Annotated in this window: 9 protein-coding genes; 4 read left to right on the top strand and 5 right to left on the bottom strand. The window is 68.8% G+C overall.

What is annotated here, in order from left to right; genetic code table 11:
* Positions 1–222 precede the first annotated feature (222 nt).
* Positions 223–1755: an aryl-sulfate sulfotransferase gene (locus AC56LU_RS11425; RefSeq protein WP_497175717.1), complete on the top strand. Its 1533-nt coding sequence runs from the start codon at positions 223–225 to the stop codon at positions 1753–1755.
* Here AC56LU_RS11425 and AC56LU_RS11420 read toward each other — a convergent pair.
* Positions 1752–3671 carry a PAS domain S-box protein gene (locus tag AC56LU_RS11420; RefSeq protein WP_497175716.1) on the bottom strand — a complete coding sequence of 640 codons (1920 nt, stop codon included), beginning with the start codon at positions 3669–3671 and terminating at the stop codon, positions 1752–1754. The genes AC56LU_RS11425 and AC56LU_RS11420 overlap by 4 nt on opposite strands.
* A 241-nt stretch (positions 3672–3912) precedes the next feature.
* On the opposite strand from AC56LU_RS11420, the gene AC56LU_RS11415 reads away from it, so the two are divergent.
* The 3 genes from AC56LU_RS11415 (at position 3913) to AC56LU_RS11405 (ending at position 7515) form a co-directional block, all read left to right on the top strand.
* Positions 3913–4809 carry a LysR family transcriptional regulator gene (locus AC56LU_RS11415; protein WP_497175715.1) on the top strand — a complete coding sequence of 299 codons (897 nt, stop codon included), beginning with the start codon at positions 3913–3915 and terminating at the stop codon, positions 4807–4809.
* 93 nt (positions 4810–4902) lie between these two features.
* On the top strand, positions 4903–5727 hold the full coding sequence (locus AC56LU_RS11410) for a universal stress protein (RefSeq protein WP_497175714.1): 825 nt from the start codon (positions 4903–4905) through the stop codon (positions 5725–5727).
* A gap of 9 nt (positions 5728–5736) precedes the next feature.
* Positions 5737–7515, top strand: coding sequence for a PHA/PHB synthase family protein (locus AC56LU_RS11405; protein ID WP_497175713.1), 1779 nt, complete (start codon positions 5737–5739; stop codon positions 7513–7515).
* A 16-nt stretch (positions 7516–7531) separates the two neighbouring features.
* Here AC56LU_RS11405 and AC56LU_RS11400 read toward each other — a convergent pair whose 3' ends face one another.
* From AC56LU_RS11400 to AC56LU_RS11385, 4 genes are all read right to left on the bottom strand, one after another.
* Entirely contained in the window at positions 7532–10282 is a 2751-nt protein-coding gene (locus AC56LU_RS11400) for a glycosyl hydrolase (RefSeq protein ID WP_497175712.1), read from the bottom strand.
* A gap of 205 nt (positions 10283–10487) precedes the next feature.
* Positions 10488–11858 (bottom strand): acetylxylan esterase, encoded by a 1371-nt coding sequence (locus AC56LU_RS11395; RefSeq protein WP_497175711.1) that lies wholly within the window; start codon positions 11856–11858, stop codon positions 10488–10490.
* Entirely contained in the window at positions 11855–12391 is a 537-nt protein-coding gene (locus AC56LU_RS11390; protein WP_497175710.1) for a PEP-CTERM sorting domain-containing protein, read from the bottom strand. The genes AC56LU_RS11395 and AC56LU_RS11390 overlap by 4 nt, the downstream gene beginning before the upstream one ends.
* A 51-nt stretch (positions 12392–12442) precedes the next feature.
* On the bottom strand, positions 12443–14683 hold the full coding sequence (locus AC56LU_RS11385) for a rhamnogalacturonan lyase family protein (RefSeq protein WP_497175709.1): 2241 nt from the start codon (positions 14681–14683) through the stop codon (positions 12443–12445).
* Positions 14684–14764: the final 81 nt, after the last annotated feature.

Below are 14764 nucleotides of genomic sequence, written 5' to 3'. Positions count from 1 at the left end.
AATGCCGACCAAAAATCACGTTGCGTCCGTGAGTCCTGCTTTCATTCACTTTACATAAAAATATATCTCATTTGAACTGTTTTGTGCGAAATCAGCATTTGTTTTCTGGATTCAGGTTCGAGCGCGTTTCAAGATTGAGCTCGTCGGTAGCACCGTCGCCACGGCTGAACTAATCGCAGAGCCGGCTATCGAAATAGCCGACACGACAAGGATGGAGGCTCCATGCCCGCTTTTTCCAGGAACCTGCTGCTCGCCGTACTGTTCTGCGCGCTGTCAGCCGCTTGCAGCAGCGGCGACGAAGACGGCGGCGGTGCCGGCGTACAGACCCAGGCCGCGCTGGCCAAGATCGCCAACCTGCGCCACGTGCCGGGAACAACGGTATTCATCTCGACGCTCAGCTTCGACCTGCGCAACTACGGCGAACTGGCCAGTGTGTCCTACAGCATCGCGCCGCGTCCGGGCACGTATGCGAAGCCGCTGGCGGTGGGCTTCGACAAGTCCTGGCTCGACCGGCGCGGCGCCTGGCAATCCGGCAGCGAACGACTTGAACTGCCCGTGTTCGGGCTGTACGCCGCGCATGTCAACGGCGTGTCGCTGACCGCCAGCTTCCGCGACGGCTCGCAGCACGCCTTCCGTGCCAGCATCGACACGCCGGCCTACAGCGGTCCGGCACAGGTGTACACGACACCGGCCATCCATGTCGCGCGCAGTCCCGAACGGGCGCCCGGCGTCGACTACATGCTGATCAAGAACGGCCACACCGGGCCGGTGGTGCTCGACACCGACGGCCACATGCGCTGGACCGGTGCGGTGCTCGCCGATTCGTTCTCGTCGATGTTCGCCGGCGACACGTTCTACATCGGCAGCCAGAACGACCGGGTGCTGTACCGCATGGACCTGGGCGGCGCCTATATGAGCGTGCCGGTCGACGGCACCCGCTACACCCGGTTCCACCACGACCTGTCACCCGGCAAGACCGGCATGCTGGCCGAGCTCGACGCGCTGGACGGCCGCGTGTCCCTGATCGGGGCCAACCTGGCCGAGATCGACGCCAACGGCAAGGTGCTCAAGGAATGGGACCTGGGACGGATCTTCAGCGAGCACATGCGCGCCAAGGGCGACAACCCGGCAGGCTTCGTTCGCGACGGCGTCGACTGGTTCCACATGAACTCGGCCATCTACCATGCGGCCGACAATTCGCTCCTGATCTCCAGCCGCGAGCATTTCGTCGTCAAGCTCGACTACGACAGCGGCGCCATCCGCTGGCTGTTCGGCGACACCGGCAAGCACTGGTACGTCAACTATCCCTCGCTGCGCGCCCTCGCCCTCGAGCTGGTGGCCGGCAAGGCGCCGATCGGCCAGCATGCGCTGTCGGTCACGCCAGATGGCCAGCTGCTGCTGTTCAACAACGGTCTGGGCAGCGCGAACCAGCTGCCGGTCGCCCCGTCCGGCGAAACCCGCAGGTTCAGCGCCCCGTCGCGCTACGCAATCGACGACAAGGCGGGCACGGCGCGCGAAACCTGGACCTACGAACGCAATCGCGAGCTCTTCTCGGACATCTGTTCCAGTGTTCATGAAGGCACGCCGGGCAACTACCTGATCGCCTATTCGGCCGCCGACAGACGCAGCAGCGCGCGCCTGCTCGGCGTGGACACCGAGGGCCGGGTGGCCTTCGACTTCGGCTACCCGGCCGCCATTTGTGACACCGTGTTCATTGCCCAGCCGCTGGCCTGGAGCGACCTCAGGCTGCGCTAATACGGATAGCGCGCCGAACAGACACGCCCGCGCCCGGCTTTCTTGGCCTGGTACATGAAGTGATCGGCTTCCTTCAGCAACTCGTCCGGCGCGCGCGAGGGCTTGCCGGTATCGAGGGCGATGCCGATGCTGGCGCGCACGCGGACTGCCCGTCCCGGCAGCAGCACCGGTTCGGCAATGCTGTTGATCAGCTTTTCCGCCACGGTGTGGGCATCGTCGAAGGTATCGGCCATGTCTTCGAGCAACACCGTGAACTCGTCGCCGGCCAGGCGATAGACACTGTCGGTCTTGCGCACCCCCGCGCGCAGGCGTGCGGCGATCTCGCGCAGCAAGGCGTCGCCGGCCTCGTGGCCCTGCGAGTCGTTCACCGCCTTGAAGCCGTCCAGGTCGATGAACAGCATGCCGACCGCCTTTCCGCTGCGGCCGGCGCGCGACTGGGCCACCGGGACCGCCTCGAGCAGCGCGCGCCGGTTCAGCAGGCCGGTGAGCAGGTCGTGCCGGTTCTCGTATTCGCGCTGGGCCTGCTCGTGCTTGCGCGCGGTGATGTCGTGCAGGAAGGCGCTGAACATGGTGCGGCCATCGAACTCGAGGGCACGGATGCGCACCTCGACCGTCAGCGCGCTGCCGTCGCGCCGCAGCGCCGGCAACTCCAGGCGCTGGTCGACCGCGCTGCCCAGCCGGGTCGCCAGGAAGCGCTGCATGCCGTCGCGATGGCGCGCGCGGTGGTCTTCCGGAATGATCAGGTCCTCGAGCCGGCGCCCGAGCGCCTCGGCGCGCGGCCAGCCGAAGGTGTCCTCGGCCTGGCGGTTCCAGGCCGTGACCACGCCCTCTTCGTCCAGGCTGATGTAGGCGTCGTAGGCGTTCTCCACCACACTGCGGATCTCCGCCTCGCGTGCGCGCAGTTCGGCCTCGGTGGCGCGCTGGCGCTCCATGGCCGCGTTCAGGAGCCGGTTGGCTTCCTCCAGCTCGGAGGTGCGGGTCGCGACCCGGTGCTCCAGCCCGGCATTCAGGGCGGCGATGTCCGCCTGTGCCTTCTTCTGCAGACCGATGTCCTTGATCACCGACACATAGTATTCGATCCTGCCGTCGGCGCTGCGCTTGGGCGAGACGTTCAGGTTGATCCAGGCGGTGGCGCCGTCCTTGCGCAGGTAGCGCTTTTCGAACTGGTACTGCGCGGCCTCGCCCCGTTCGAGCGCGCGCATCAGGTCGAGATCGGCTGCGACGTCGTCCGGATGGGTGATCTGCTGGAAAGTGCGGCTCCACAGTTCTTCCTCGCTGTAGCCGACGATATCACACAAGGCCTTGTTGACACTGATCCAGCCGCCGTCCGGCGCCACCAGCGCGATGCCGACGCTGGCGATGTCGAAGATGCTGCGAAAGCGCGCCTCGCTGGCGCCCAGCACCGCATCGGTGCGCGCCAGGTGGTCGCGCGCCACCGCCATGCGTTCGCGGTACTGCACTTCCTTGGTCAGGATCGCCGCCAGGTCGTTCAGCACCTGCGCCTCGTCCTCGCCGAGGGTACGCGGCCGCGTGTCGAGCGCACACAGGGTGCCGACCGCGAGACCGGCCGTGGTGCGGATCGGCACCCCGGCATAGAAACGGATCCCCGGCGGCCCGTTGACCAGCGGGTTGTCGCTGAAGCGCCGGTCTTCCTGCGCATCGCTCACCACCAGCGGCGCGCTCATGCCGATTGCGTGCGCGCAGAACGCGTATTCGCGCGGCGTCTCGCCGACCTCGAGCCCGACCCGCGACTTGAACCACTGGCGGTCGGCATCGACCAGCGAGAACAGCGCCATCGGCACGCCCAGCAGGCGGCTGGCCAGGCGGGTGACGCGGTCGAATACGGGTTCGGGGGGCGTGTCGAGCAGGTCGAGGGCCTCGAGCATCGAAAGCCGGTCGAGTTCGTCTGGGGGCATAGGGGCAGCTGGCATACGGGTCCGTCGGGTGAGATGACGGCATGGGCGCCGTCCAGGCGAAACTGTAACAGATACTACATTTCCGGCGCATAATTTCCCTATCCCAAGCACCAACAATGTGTCGATTCTGCGAAATATTGTGAAATCCCATGCGCTTGGTGCTTGGGCTTATGAGCCAGGATCATGAATTTCCGTTTTGATTCGTGCGAAAATTTGATTAATCCAATCACGAAAGCGCCGCATGGCCCGCGACAATATCAACGACATCCTGGTGTTCCTCGCCGTCGCGCGCGAACGCAGCTTCACCCGCGCCGCGGCAAAGCTCGGCATGACCCAGTCGGCGCTCAGCCACATCGTCCGCTCGCTCGAGGGGCGCCTCGGCGTGCGCCTGCTCCAGCGCACCACGCGCAGCGTCTCGCCCACCGAAGCGGGCGAACGCCTGATCCAGAATGTGGCGCCGAAGCTCGAAGAAATCGAGGCCGAGATCGCCGACATCAGCGACCTCGGCGACAAACCGGTCGGCACCGTGCGCATCACCGCCATCGACCACGTGATCGAACGGATCCTGTGGCCGCGCATCGCCCCGCTGCTGCCGCAGTACCCCGACCTGCATGTCGAGTTCAGCGCCGACTACCGCATCGTCGACATCGCGGCCGAGCGCTTCGACATCGGCGTGCGCCATGGCGACCAGGTCGAGAAGGACATGATCGCGGTGCGCCTCACGGCCGACGTCCCGATGCGCATCGTCGGCGCGCCCGCCTATTTCGACTGGCGCCCGAAGCCGGCCTCGCTGGCCGACCTCATGAAGCACAACTGCATTACCCTGCGCCTGTCCAGCAGCGGCGGCATCTATGCCTGGGAACTGCGCCATGCGGGACAGGACATCGAAGCGCGGGTGCGCGGCCAGGCCGTGTTCAACGATGCCGGCCACCACCTGCCGGCGGCCCTGGACGGCGCCGGCCTGGCCTTCCTGCCCGACGAACTGGTCGCCGAACACCTGGCCGCCGGGCGCCTGGTCAGCGTGATGGAAGACTGGTGCCCGACCTTCCCCGGCCTGCACGCCTTCTATCCCAGCCGCCGCCACGCCTCGCGCGCGCTGGGCCTGGTCATCGATGCGCTCCGCTACCGGCGTCCTTGATCAAGAATTCGACGAATATTTGATCTGCATCATCCGCGCGCCTGACGCAATCCGCCGCCGGGCGTAGAGTCGTCCTCATAGAGGAGGACCGTCATGTACAAGACCATCATCGTCCACGTCGACGAGAGCCCGCTCGCCGACGTCCGCCTGCGGGCCGCCGCCTGGCTCGCCGGCACCCATGAAGCGCACCTGCTGGGCTGTGCGGCCACCGGCATCTCCTGGCCCGCGTATTCCCTGCTGACCGGCTCGATGGCGGTGACGCCGCTCGGCGAATTCAACACGATACGCGGCGCCGCGCGCACCACCCTGCAGCGTTTCGCCGAGCGCGCGCGCCAGCTCGGCGTCGCATCCATCGAGGAACGCCTGGTCGAGGACGAGAACGGCGACGCCCTGCTGCTGCAGGCGCGCTACGCCGACCTGGTGGTCACCGGCCAGGACGCGGGCGACGACGCCACGGTGCGCGGCTTGCCGCGCTTCGTGGCCATGCACGGGGTGCGTCCGGTGCTGGTGGTGCCGCCTTCCTACGACGGCGCGGCCATCGCCGACGATGTCGTGATCGGCTGGGACGGCAGCGCGCAGGCGATCCGCGCGATCGCCGGCGCCATGCCGCTCCTGGTGCGCGCGCGCTCGGTGCGCCTGGCCGTGGTCAACCCCGACCGCGAATCCGGCTTGCACGGCGAGGAGCCGGGCGCCGATATGGCGCTGTACCTGGCGCGCCACGGGGTGCGGGTGGAGGTGGTCAGCGAGCGCACCCAGGGCGCCGCCGGCGACGCCCTGCTCGGCATCGCCCGCGCCACCGGCGCCGGCCTGCTGGTTGCAGGCGCCTTCGGCCACAGCCGCTACCGCGAGCTGGTGCTGGGCGGCGTCACCCGCGTGCTGCTCGAGCGCGCACCGCTGCCGGTGCTGGTGGCGCACTGAGGCCGACCCATGAAAGGGCCAGGATTCCTTCCGGCGGACGTACAAGAGCGCGATGCCAGCGACTGGCAAGGCACGCGCCACCGCTATCCGGAAGCCGAAATCGACCATGCCGGGATCGACCTGCCGCTGCAGGCCTGGCTCGGCCGCCTGACCGGGCAGGTGTCCCCGGCCGCGCTGGCGATGGCATGGTGCGACTGGAGCATCCACCTCGCGTTTTCGCCGAACAAGCAGGCCGAACTGGCCTTCCAGGGCATGTCCACCGGCATGCGCTGGCTGCGCTACGCCGCCGGCGCCGCCTTCGAGAACGTGGCCGGCCCGGTCGAGCCGCTGGCGCAGGACAAGCGCTTCTCCGACCCCGAATGGCAGCGCTGGCCATGGAACGTGCTGAGCCAGGGTTTCCTGCTGCAGCAGCAGTGGTGGCACCGCGCCACCCGCAGCGTGCGCGGCATGTCGCGCCACCACGCCGACGTCGCCACCTTCGTGGCGCGCCAGCTGCTCGACTGCATGGCGCCGTCCAACTTCCTCCTGACCAATCCGGTGGTGCAGCGCGCCACGCTCGAGCGCGGCGGAATGAACCTGGTGGCCGGGGGCCAGCGCGCGCTGGGTGACGCCTTGCGCGCCGCGGCCGGCGTCACGGCGCGGCCCGGACTGCACCCCGGACGCGAGGTCGCGTGCACGCCCGGCAAGGTGGTGCTGCGCAACCGCCTGGTCGAGCTGCTGCGCTACGATCCCGTCACGCCGCAGGTGCATGCGGTGCCGCTGCTGGTGGTGCCGGCCTGGATCATGAAGTACTACATCCTCGACCTGTCGCCCCACAATTCGCTGGTGCGCTACCTGGTCGACCATGGCCACAGCGTGTACGTCATCTCCTGGAAAAACCCCGGCCCTGACGACCGCGACCTGGGCCTGGACGACTACCGCCGGCTCGGCATCATGGACGCGCTGGACGCCATCGTGCTTGAAACCGGCGCGCCAAGGGTGAACGCCTGCGGCTACTGCCTGGGCGGCACGCTGCTGGCGATCGCGGCCAGCGCGATGGCGCGCGACCACGACCGCCGCCTGGCCAGCCTGAGCCTGCTCGCGGCCCAGGTCGACTTCACCGAGCCGGGCGAGCTGTCGCTGTTCGTCGACGAGAGCGAAATCAGCTTCCTCGAGGCGGCCATGTGGAGCCAGGGCTACCTCGATACCCGCCAGATGGCGGGCGCCTTCCAGCTGCTGCGCTCGAACGACCTGGTGTGGTCGCGCCAGCTGCGCCACTACCTGCTCGACCTGCCCGATCGCCAGACCGACCTGATGTCGTGGAACGCCGACGCCACCCGCATGCCCTACCGGATGCATGCCGAATACCTGCGCCGCCTGTTCCTCAAGAACGACCTGGCCAGCGCGCGCTACCTGGTCGACGGCAGGCCGGTCGCGCTGACCGACATCACCGCACCGGTCTTCGCGGTGGGCACCCGCACCGACCACGTCGCCCCGTGGCGCTCGGTGTACAAGATCGGGCTGCTGACGGACACCGAAGTGACTTTCCTGCTCACCAGCGGCGGCCACAATGCCGGCGTGGTGGCGCCGCCCGGCGACGCCCGGCGCTGCTACCAGATGGCGACCCAGGAGGTCGATGCGCCGTATGTCGACCCCGACCGCTGGCAGCGCGAGGCGCCGGTGTTCGAGGGCAGCTGGTGGCCGGCCTGGGAAGCCTGGCTGGCGCAGCGGGCCGGCCCCTGGACCGATCCGCCTCCGGCCGGCGAAGGACTGGAAGCGGCGCCGGGACAATACGTGCTGGCGCCATGACGGCGCGGCTCTGCCCTCAGCGCGCCGGCTCGCCGACCAGCCTGACCGGCCCGAGCAGCCCCGCCGGCCGCGGCGCGATCAGCGCGGTATCCTGCGGCACGAAACGCTGGCCGTAGCGCGCCGACAAGAGCCGGTAGTCCGGCAGCGCCTGGCCGGCCAGCGCGTTCAGGGCCAGGTTGGCCACCCTCACCTCGATGCGGTTGCCGCCCGCGACCAGCAGGTGCGTCACGTCGACGCGGTAGGGCGGATGCCAGACCGCGCCGGCGCGCTTGCCGTTGACGACCACCTCGGCGGCCTCGCGCACCGGGCTCTCGAACATGGCGCGCATGCCGGCCGGTACCTTGGGCGCGCTCGCCAGCGCGCTGCCCGGGCCGAAGTCCAGTACCACGTTTTGGCCGGCCAGCTGGGCGGCGCCCAGGTGCACCGTCTTGCTGTAGGTCGCCACGCCGGAGAAGTGGCGCGTGTCCTCCTCCTCGGTCCAGGAGCGCAGCTGCTGCATCGTGCGCACCCCCGGCTTGCCGGCGAAGGCGACCTGCCAGTCGCGCCCCAGTTCGGCCAGCACGGCCGGTTCGCCGCGGCGCGGCGCCTCGGCGGCGGCGAGCGGCGCATCGGACAGCACCAGCACCCGCGATTCGTAGGGCGCCAGCGTCAGCGGCAGGCTCGTGCCGGCCGGGGCGCGCGTCAGCCTGCCGCTGTCCGGGTCAAGCCAGGCGGCATGGGCGCGCCGCACGCCCGGCGTGGCGACCGTGTCCACCGCCCCGTTGCCGGTGTTGGCGATGAAGTAGAGGTCGGCATCCTGCAGCTTGCGGCGCACGAAACCGACCTCCGAAGCGCTCGAGGCCAGCTTGAAATCCGGCTTCAAGGCCTTGTCCAGCGCCGCCCCGACGGCGCTGTCGCCGGCTACCACCTGCACGTTCGGACCCGGCGCGAACAAGGCCCTGGAAGCGGCGAGGACCTGCGCCGAGATCCGGCCGGCGTCCTTGAAGCCCGGCGCCAGCGACGGCGTGCTGCCGACCGCGATGATCTTGCCGCCGCCCCGCACATAGGCCGCCAGCCGCTCCAGCACCTCGGGCGCCAGGCGGCTCACGCGCGGCATCACCAGCACCGGATGCTTGAGGCCGAGCGCCAGGATGGATTCGGCATCGACGTAGTCGAGGTTGTGGCCGGCGTCCAGGATCTGCGTGGTGAGCTGCGGCGTCACGACATGGTGCATCTCGGCCGACAGCGAGACCTTGCCCGGCGCCAGCCGTGCGTACACGTCGTCGTTCGGCAGGAACACCGCGACCTGATTGGCGGGGGCGCCCTGGCGCATCAGCCAGCTCATGCGGGTGAGGTAGCCGTTCACGTCCGGCATCACATTCCACCACGGGTTGTGGTCGTTGAACACGCCCGCGGCGTAGAAGGAGTAACCCGGCTCGCGGGTGCCGGGCGGCGTGTACGGCCAGCCGTGGCCGACGAACAGGTTCACGCCCTGCAGCAGCATGCGGTCGGCCTCGGCCTTCATGTCCAGCGGCGTGGCCGAGAAGGCCGGCGAATTCAGCCAGGTCCAGGTCTCGGCCGAGATCACCGGGCGGCCGTACAGGTGGCCGGCGGACGTCGCCAGGCGGGTAAACGAGAACGCCCGGTGCTGCGGTCCCTCGCCTTCCGGCAGCGTGACCAGGCGGTTGCTCGACATCGTCACCGCCGGTTCGCCATAGGTCTGGGAGCGGAAGCGGGTCTGGTGCGCCCTGGCCCAGTCGTTCATCGGGGTCAGGTAGCGCTCGTTCACCAGTTCGGTCTGGGTCAGCGCCCAGTCGCGCCGCACGGCGCCGGCGTGCTCGCCATCGCCGCTGAAGATCGCCGGCAGGTGCGGCAGGACGTCGTAGCCGCGGCGCTTCCCGAACTGCTCGACGAAGTCCGCGGTCCAGTCGGTGCCGTACACCTCCAGGCTGTCCGAGAACACGGCGTACGGCGGCTGGTCGCCGAAGGCCTGCAGCAAGGGCTTCGCGACGGTCTCGAGATGGTGCTCGACCGCCTCGCGGTTCAGGTGGTCGAGCACGAAGCCCTCGGCGCCGAGTGCGGGACGCTTGACCTGCTGGCCGGTACGGGTGGCGATGTAAGCCAGTACCACGCGATCGCGCTTGCCAGGAGCAATCGCGGCGCGTCCCCCGGCGTCCGCGCTTGCCTCGAGGCGTTGCAGCTGGCCGGCCTCGTATTGCTTCGCGCTGCCGGGGGCGACGAAGGTCGCCAGCAGCCGCTCGCCGTTCATCACCGCCGGCAGCGCGAAGCTGGCGCTGCCCGCCTGCACCTCGATGCTGGCCATGCGCAAGCGCGCCGCCGCGTGCTGGATCTTGACGTGCGGGCCGCCGAAGGGCCAGCCCGAGCCCAGTGTGATGTCGACCCGCAGGCCCTGGGCGCGCCCGCTGCGGTTGGCGAAGGACACGGCGTCCAGGAAGTCGCGCGACAGGTAGGGCACGTTGCGGATGCCGCGCGCGGCATCGTCGAGTTCCATCGGATACACCGGCTGGATCTCGAAACCGCCGAAGCCCCCCGCCTTCATGGCCGCGATCTCGCGCGCCAGCTGCGGCTGGACCACGGCCGGCCCGAACCACCACCAGCGCACCAGCGGCCGTGCGTCCGGCGGCGGGTTGGCGGCGCGCGCGGCGACGTCGGCGATCCGGTCGAAGACCACGGGCGCCTGGGCGACCGCTGCGCCGGAGAGCGCCGCCACGAGTGCGCCGGCCAGGGCGGCAAGGGTGGATGGCTTGGGTGCGGAGGACTGTCTCATGGGTGTTCCTGATCGACAAAAAAAAGCACGGCCGCGAGGACCGTGCAGAAGAGACTCTTCCAAGCGAAAGAGACCCATGGAGTCGACGGCGCCGCACGCAAGCTGCAGCATTGCGCGCGGCAGGCCGTCATCCATAAAGACGAAGCAGGGGCCGGTATTCCTCCGTTCGGCGCAAAGTAATCATTTTCTTGATTGCCTGGCGACTTCAAGGCCCCGTTCCCGCATGCTCGAGCAGCCAGCGGTCCATCGTTTCACGGTGGGCCTGGGAGGTCAGGTGCACCTGCTGCGGTTCGACGACGAAGGTGCGCGCGGTCGGGATCACGTTGTAGACCGCGAAGGTCGAGGTGGGTGGCGTGACCGTGTCGTTGTAGCCCGCGTAGTACAGCACCGGGGTGCGCAGGCGTTTGGCGAAGTTCACCGTGTCGTAATAGGCCGAGGTGGCGGCTTTCGGCTCCACCGGCTGGTCGCGCCGGCGGCCCCCTTCATCCTTGCGGAACAGCCCCGGCCAGCCGCCCGCGCGCTCGTGCAGGTAGCCGGTGACGTCGCTGTAGGCCGGATACGAGGCGATCGTCAGCGACACCCGCGGATGCAGGGCGCTGGCCATGATCGAAAGCTGCCCGCCCTGGCTGCCGCCCTGGGTGGCGAGGTGAGTGCCGTTCCACTTCGGGTGCTGGACCAGGTAGTCGAGCGCGCGCAGCGTGCCCAGGTAGACCCGGCGGTAGTAATACGCCACCGGATCGTCCAGGTTGAAGCGGTTGTAGGCGTCGAGCGCGCCGAAGTTGAGCTGTTCGTACAGTTCGGCCGGCAGGTCGACCGGAATGCCGTGGATGCCGATCTGCAGCGTGATGAAGCCTTTCGCGGCCAGCTCGGGCGTGCCCTTGTAGCCACGCACGCCGGCGCCCGGCACGTGCAGCACCGCCGGGAATGGGCCGGCGCCGCGCGGCACCGACAGCACGCCGTACATGCGGGTCGTGCGCTTCCCCGGTCCCACGTTCTGGAAGCTCAGGTATGACACCTCCACTTGCGGCGTGGACAGCGCCGGCGCCGCCACCAGCCGGAAGTCCGGGTCGACCGCCGCCAGCGCACGCTTCTGCGCGGCCCAGAAGGCGTCGAAATCGGGCGGCTCGGCCTGGACCGGGCGCAGCTCGAACGGGCTGAAGGCCGCAGTGGCCGTCGCTTCGACCGTCTTGCCATCGATGCCGGCGCTGACGATGAGCCGCACGAAGCCGGGTTGGTCTCCGCCGGGGGCGGCCAGCAACAGGCCGTCCTCGGGCACGACGGCGCTGCGCGCCGGCCCCTCCAGCATGTCCGGCCCCAACCGATAACTGATCCGGATCCCGTCGCGTGGATAAGGCTTCTTGTCGATCTGCACGCGGAAGGCCGCGGGCTCGCCGACGCGGTAGGTCCAGTCCGCACGCGTGAGGCTGACCTTCAGGGGCTGGTCCGGGTAGGTCGCCTGCGCCACCCGTACTTCGGACGGCGCCGCGGCGCCCGCCTGCCCGGCCCACAGCAACTGGGCCGACAGCAGGAGGCCGGCGGCCAGCGCCATCGGCCTGAAGGCGTTCGGCAACTTCATGCCCGTCTTGGCCGGCCGCGGCGCAGCCCGAACAGCCCCGCCATCCCGGCCAGCAGCAGCATGCCGGTGGCCGGTTCAGGCACGGCATTCGCCTCCCGCACGCTGAAGGACAGCAGCGGCGACGCGTCCAGCTGGTCCGGGTTGTACAAGGCCTCGTTGCTCCAGTCATACAGCACATTCAGGCCCGCCAGGTCCAGCGTCAGCGTGCTGCCTGCATCCAGCAGCGTCAGATAAAAGCCTGCGTCGTGGTTGCCGAGGACCGCCGGGTTGGTATTGGCCAGGAAGTTCCAGGGCGCCAGCTCGTCCTGGTCGAGGTAGAAGTTCTGGTCGATGGCCGTGGTCTGGGCCAGGCTCGACAGCAGACCCTGGACCGCCGTGATGCGCTGGGGCGCCGTGTTGTCGTAGTAGAACTGGCCCTGGAACGAGCCGTCGCGCCAGGTCGCGTCGAACTGGTACCAGCCGATCGGTGCGGCCCAGGCCGAATGGGTGAGCAGCCCGAGGACCAGCGCAAACAGCATCTGCAGTTTTTTCATGTGATTTACCTTATCGCTTGTCGTTCATGATGGATGAGAATGCGGCGCCCATCAAGGGACCAGCAGCTCGTCGATATTGCCCAGACCCTGGCCCGTGGATTCGAAGCGCAGCGTGTTGTTCTGGCCGGCGGCCAGGTTCACGGTGGCGCTCATGGTGGTCCAGGTGGTCCAGCTGCCGGTGATCCTGAAGCTGATCGCCTGGGGCACGCCGTTCACCCGCAGCACGCCCGTACGCGGCGTCGGATTGCCGTTGGCGTAGCGAATCGTGATGGTCCTGGCCCCACCCGCGCCGCCATTGATGCGCTGGAATTCCGCCGTGCCGCCCGTCAGGGGGAAGTTCAGGAAACCGAGGTGGCGGTATCCCGCACGGTCGGCCTTTACCGCGGCGTTGCCGCCCACGATCGCGGTCTCGGCCTGCACTGTCCCGGTGCCGTCATACGGCACGTGCACCGGCGCCTGCGGGAAGGAGCTGGCGCCATGCCCCAGGTAGAAGCTCGGGTGCGGCGGCTGGTTGTAGCCGGCGTTCTGGCCCGCCACCTGGCTGCGGTACTGCGGGTCGTGCATCAGGGTGTTGATGCGGGTGGCGGTCGGGATCGTGGTGCTGAACACCATCAGCTCGGTGTTGCCGCTGTTGCGCATGACGATCTCTTCGCGCCAGTCGCCCAGCAGGTCGGCGCTGAGCACGGGCGTGGCCTTGGTGCCGTTGTTGGTCGTGGCACCGAAAGCGCTGGTGTCGAGCAGGGTCGAGAAGGTCCGGGTCGCCGGGTTCCATTTCTGCACTGCGACGCTGCCCATCGGTTCGCGCAGCAGGTCCCCGTCCCACCAGACGCCGAAATTCATCGAGCCAGGTGCGCTGGTATGGATCTGGGCGCCGGTGACGCTGCGCTGGCCGCCGCGCGAGGCCCAGCATTCGGCGCCCGCATAGGCCGGGTCGATATCGAAGCAGACGCCGCGGCCGACGTCGGCGTTCGAGCCGCTCGCGCCCCAGATCAGGGCGCCGGTGGCGGCATCGTGCAGGCCGGAGCCGCTGGCGCCATAGATGCTCGGGGTCTCGTGGATCATGTAGACCTGCTGGCCGCTGCGGTTCGGGTCGAACTTGCCGAAGTGGAGCGCGTCGCCGTGGCCGAGGCCGGTGGTATACAGCAGCTGGCCGTAGCTGTCGATGGTGGCCGCGCCGTAGACGATGTCGTCGCGGCCGTCGCCGTTGGCGTCGCCGGTGGCGAACCAGTGCGCACCCTGCCCCCTGGCCGCGGCGCCCGACACGTTGGTATCGAACACCCAGCGGCTGGTGAGCGCGCCGTCGCGCCAGTCCCAGGCCGCGATCACGGCGCGGGTGTAGTAGCCGCGCGCGAAGATGGCGCTCGGACGGTTGCCGTCCAGGTTGGCCACGCCGCCGAGGAAGCGGTCGACGCGGTTGCCGTAGTTGTCGCCCCAGGACGACACGGTGCCGCGCGCCGGCAGGTAGTCGACGGTCTTCATGGCCGCACCGGTGAGGCCGTTGAACACGGTCAGGAATTCCGGGCCGGTGAGGATGTAGCCGGCGCTGTTGCGATGGTCGGCGGTGGGCGAGCCGATCACGACACCCTTGCCGTCCACGGTGCCGTCGGCAGTCTTCGCCATCACCTCGGCCTGGCCGTCGCCGTCGAGGTCGTAGGCGACCAGGGTGGTGTAGTGGGCGCCGGCGCGGATGTTCTTGCCCAGGTCGATGCGCCACATGCGGGTGCCGTCGAGCTTGTAGGCGTCGAGGTAGGTGTTGCCGGTGTAGCCCGACTGCGCATTGTCCTTGGCGTTGGACGGCTGCCACTTGACGACGATCTCGTAGCTGCCGTCGCCATCCAGGTCTGCCGGCGCGCCGTCGTTGAGCTCATAGGTATAGGCCTCGCCGGTCTTGGTCACGCCCGCCGGCGGCGCCTGCACCGGGATCGACTTGTAGGCCTTGGCCCAGGTGGCGCCGGCGCTCTGGCCGGGCTGCTCGATCCCGCCCACCACCTCGCGCACGGTATAGGTGTCCGACACCGTCCCGGAGGGGTCGGTGAAGTTCAGCGCATTCAGCGGCGCCGAATTGAGCCTGGTCGCGCCGCGGTACACGTTGAAGCCGATGCCGGCAGGGTCGCCGGCCAGCTGGCGCCAGCTGATGAAGACCCCTTGCCCGGCCGTGGCGCTGATCGCCACCGCGCCGCGGTTCAGGTTCTCGACCTGCATGCCAGGGATGGTGATGACGGCGCTCGCGCCGCCGGCCGCGGCCAGCAGTGCAAGCAGGAAGATCGAGGCGCTCGCTTTCTTGTAGGTCATGCTGTCTCCGTTTGTTATGCGTGTTGTTGTGATGCCTTCGTTTGCCTGGGATGGTGCGGGTCAGGCCGGCCCTTTGTTATT

It is taken from the genome of Telluria sp. PB2R4, from assembly GCF_059685695.1.
This window is presented reverse-complemented; position numbering and strand designations above follow the sequence as displayed.

Bases quoted from the DNA above. Each gene is read 5' to 3' on its own strand.
- AC56LU_RS11420 (WP_497175716.1), bottom strand. From the start codon at position 3,671: ATGCCCCCAGACGAACTCGACCGGCTTTCGATGCTCGAGGCCCTCGAC.
- AC56LU_RS11425 (WP_497175717.1), top strand. From the start codon at position 223: ATGCCCGCTTTTTCCAGGAACCTGCTGCTCGCCGTACTGTTCTGCGCG.
- AC56LU_RS11405 (WP_497175713.1), top strand. From the start codon at position 5,737: ATGAAAGGGCCAGGATTCCTTCCGGCGGACGTACAAGAGCGCGATGCC.
- AC56LU_RS11390 (WP_497175710.1), bottom strand. From the start codon at position 12,391: ATGAAAAAACTGCAGATGCTGTTTGCGCTGGTCCTCGGGCTGCTCACC.
- AC56LU_RS11410 (WP_497175714.1), top strand. From the start codon at position 4,903: ATGTACAAGACCATCATCGTCCACGTCGACGAGAGCCCGCTCGCCGAC.
- AC56LU_RS11400 (WP_497175712.1), bottom strand. From the start codon at position 10,282: ATGAGACAGTCCTCCGCACCCAAGCCATCCACCCTTGCCGCCCTGGCC.
- AC56LU_RS11415 (WP_497175715.1), top strand. From the start codon at position 3,913: ATGGCCCGCGACAATATCAACGACATCCTGGTGTTCCTCGCCGTCGCG.
- AC56LU_RS11395 (WP_497175711.1), bottom strand. From the start codon at position 11,858: ATGAAGTTGCCGAACGCCTTCAGGCCGATGGCGCTGGCCGCCGGCCTC.
- AC56LU_RS11385 (WP_497175709.1), bottom strand. From the start codon at position 14,683: ATGACCTACAAGAAAGCGAGCGCCTCGATCTTCCTGCTTGCACTGCTG.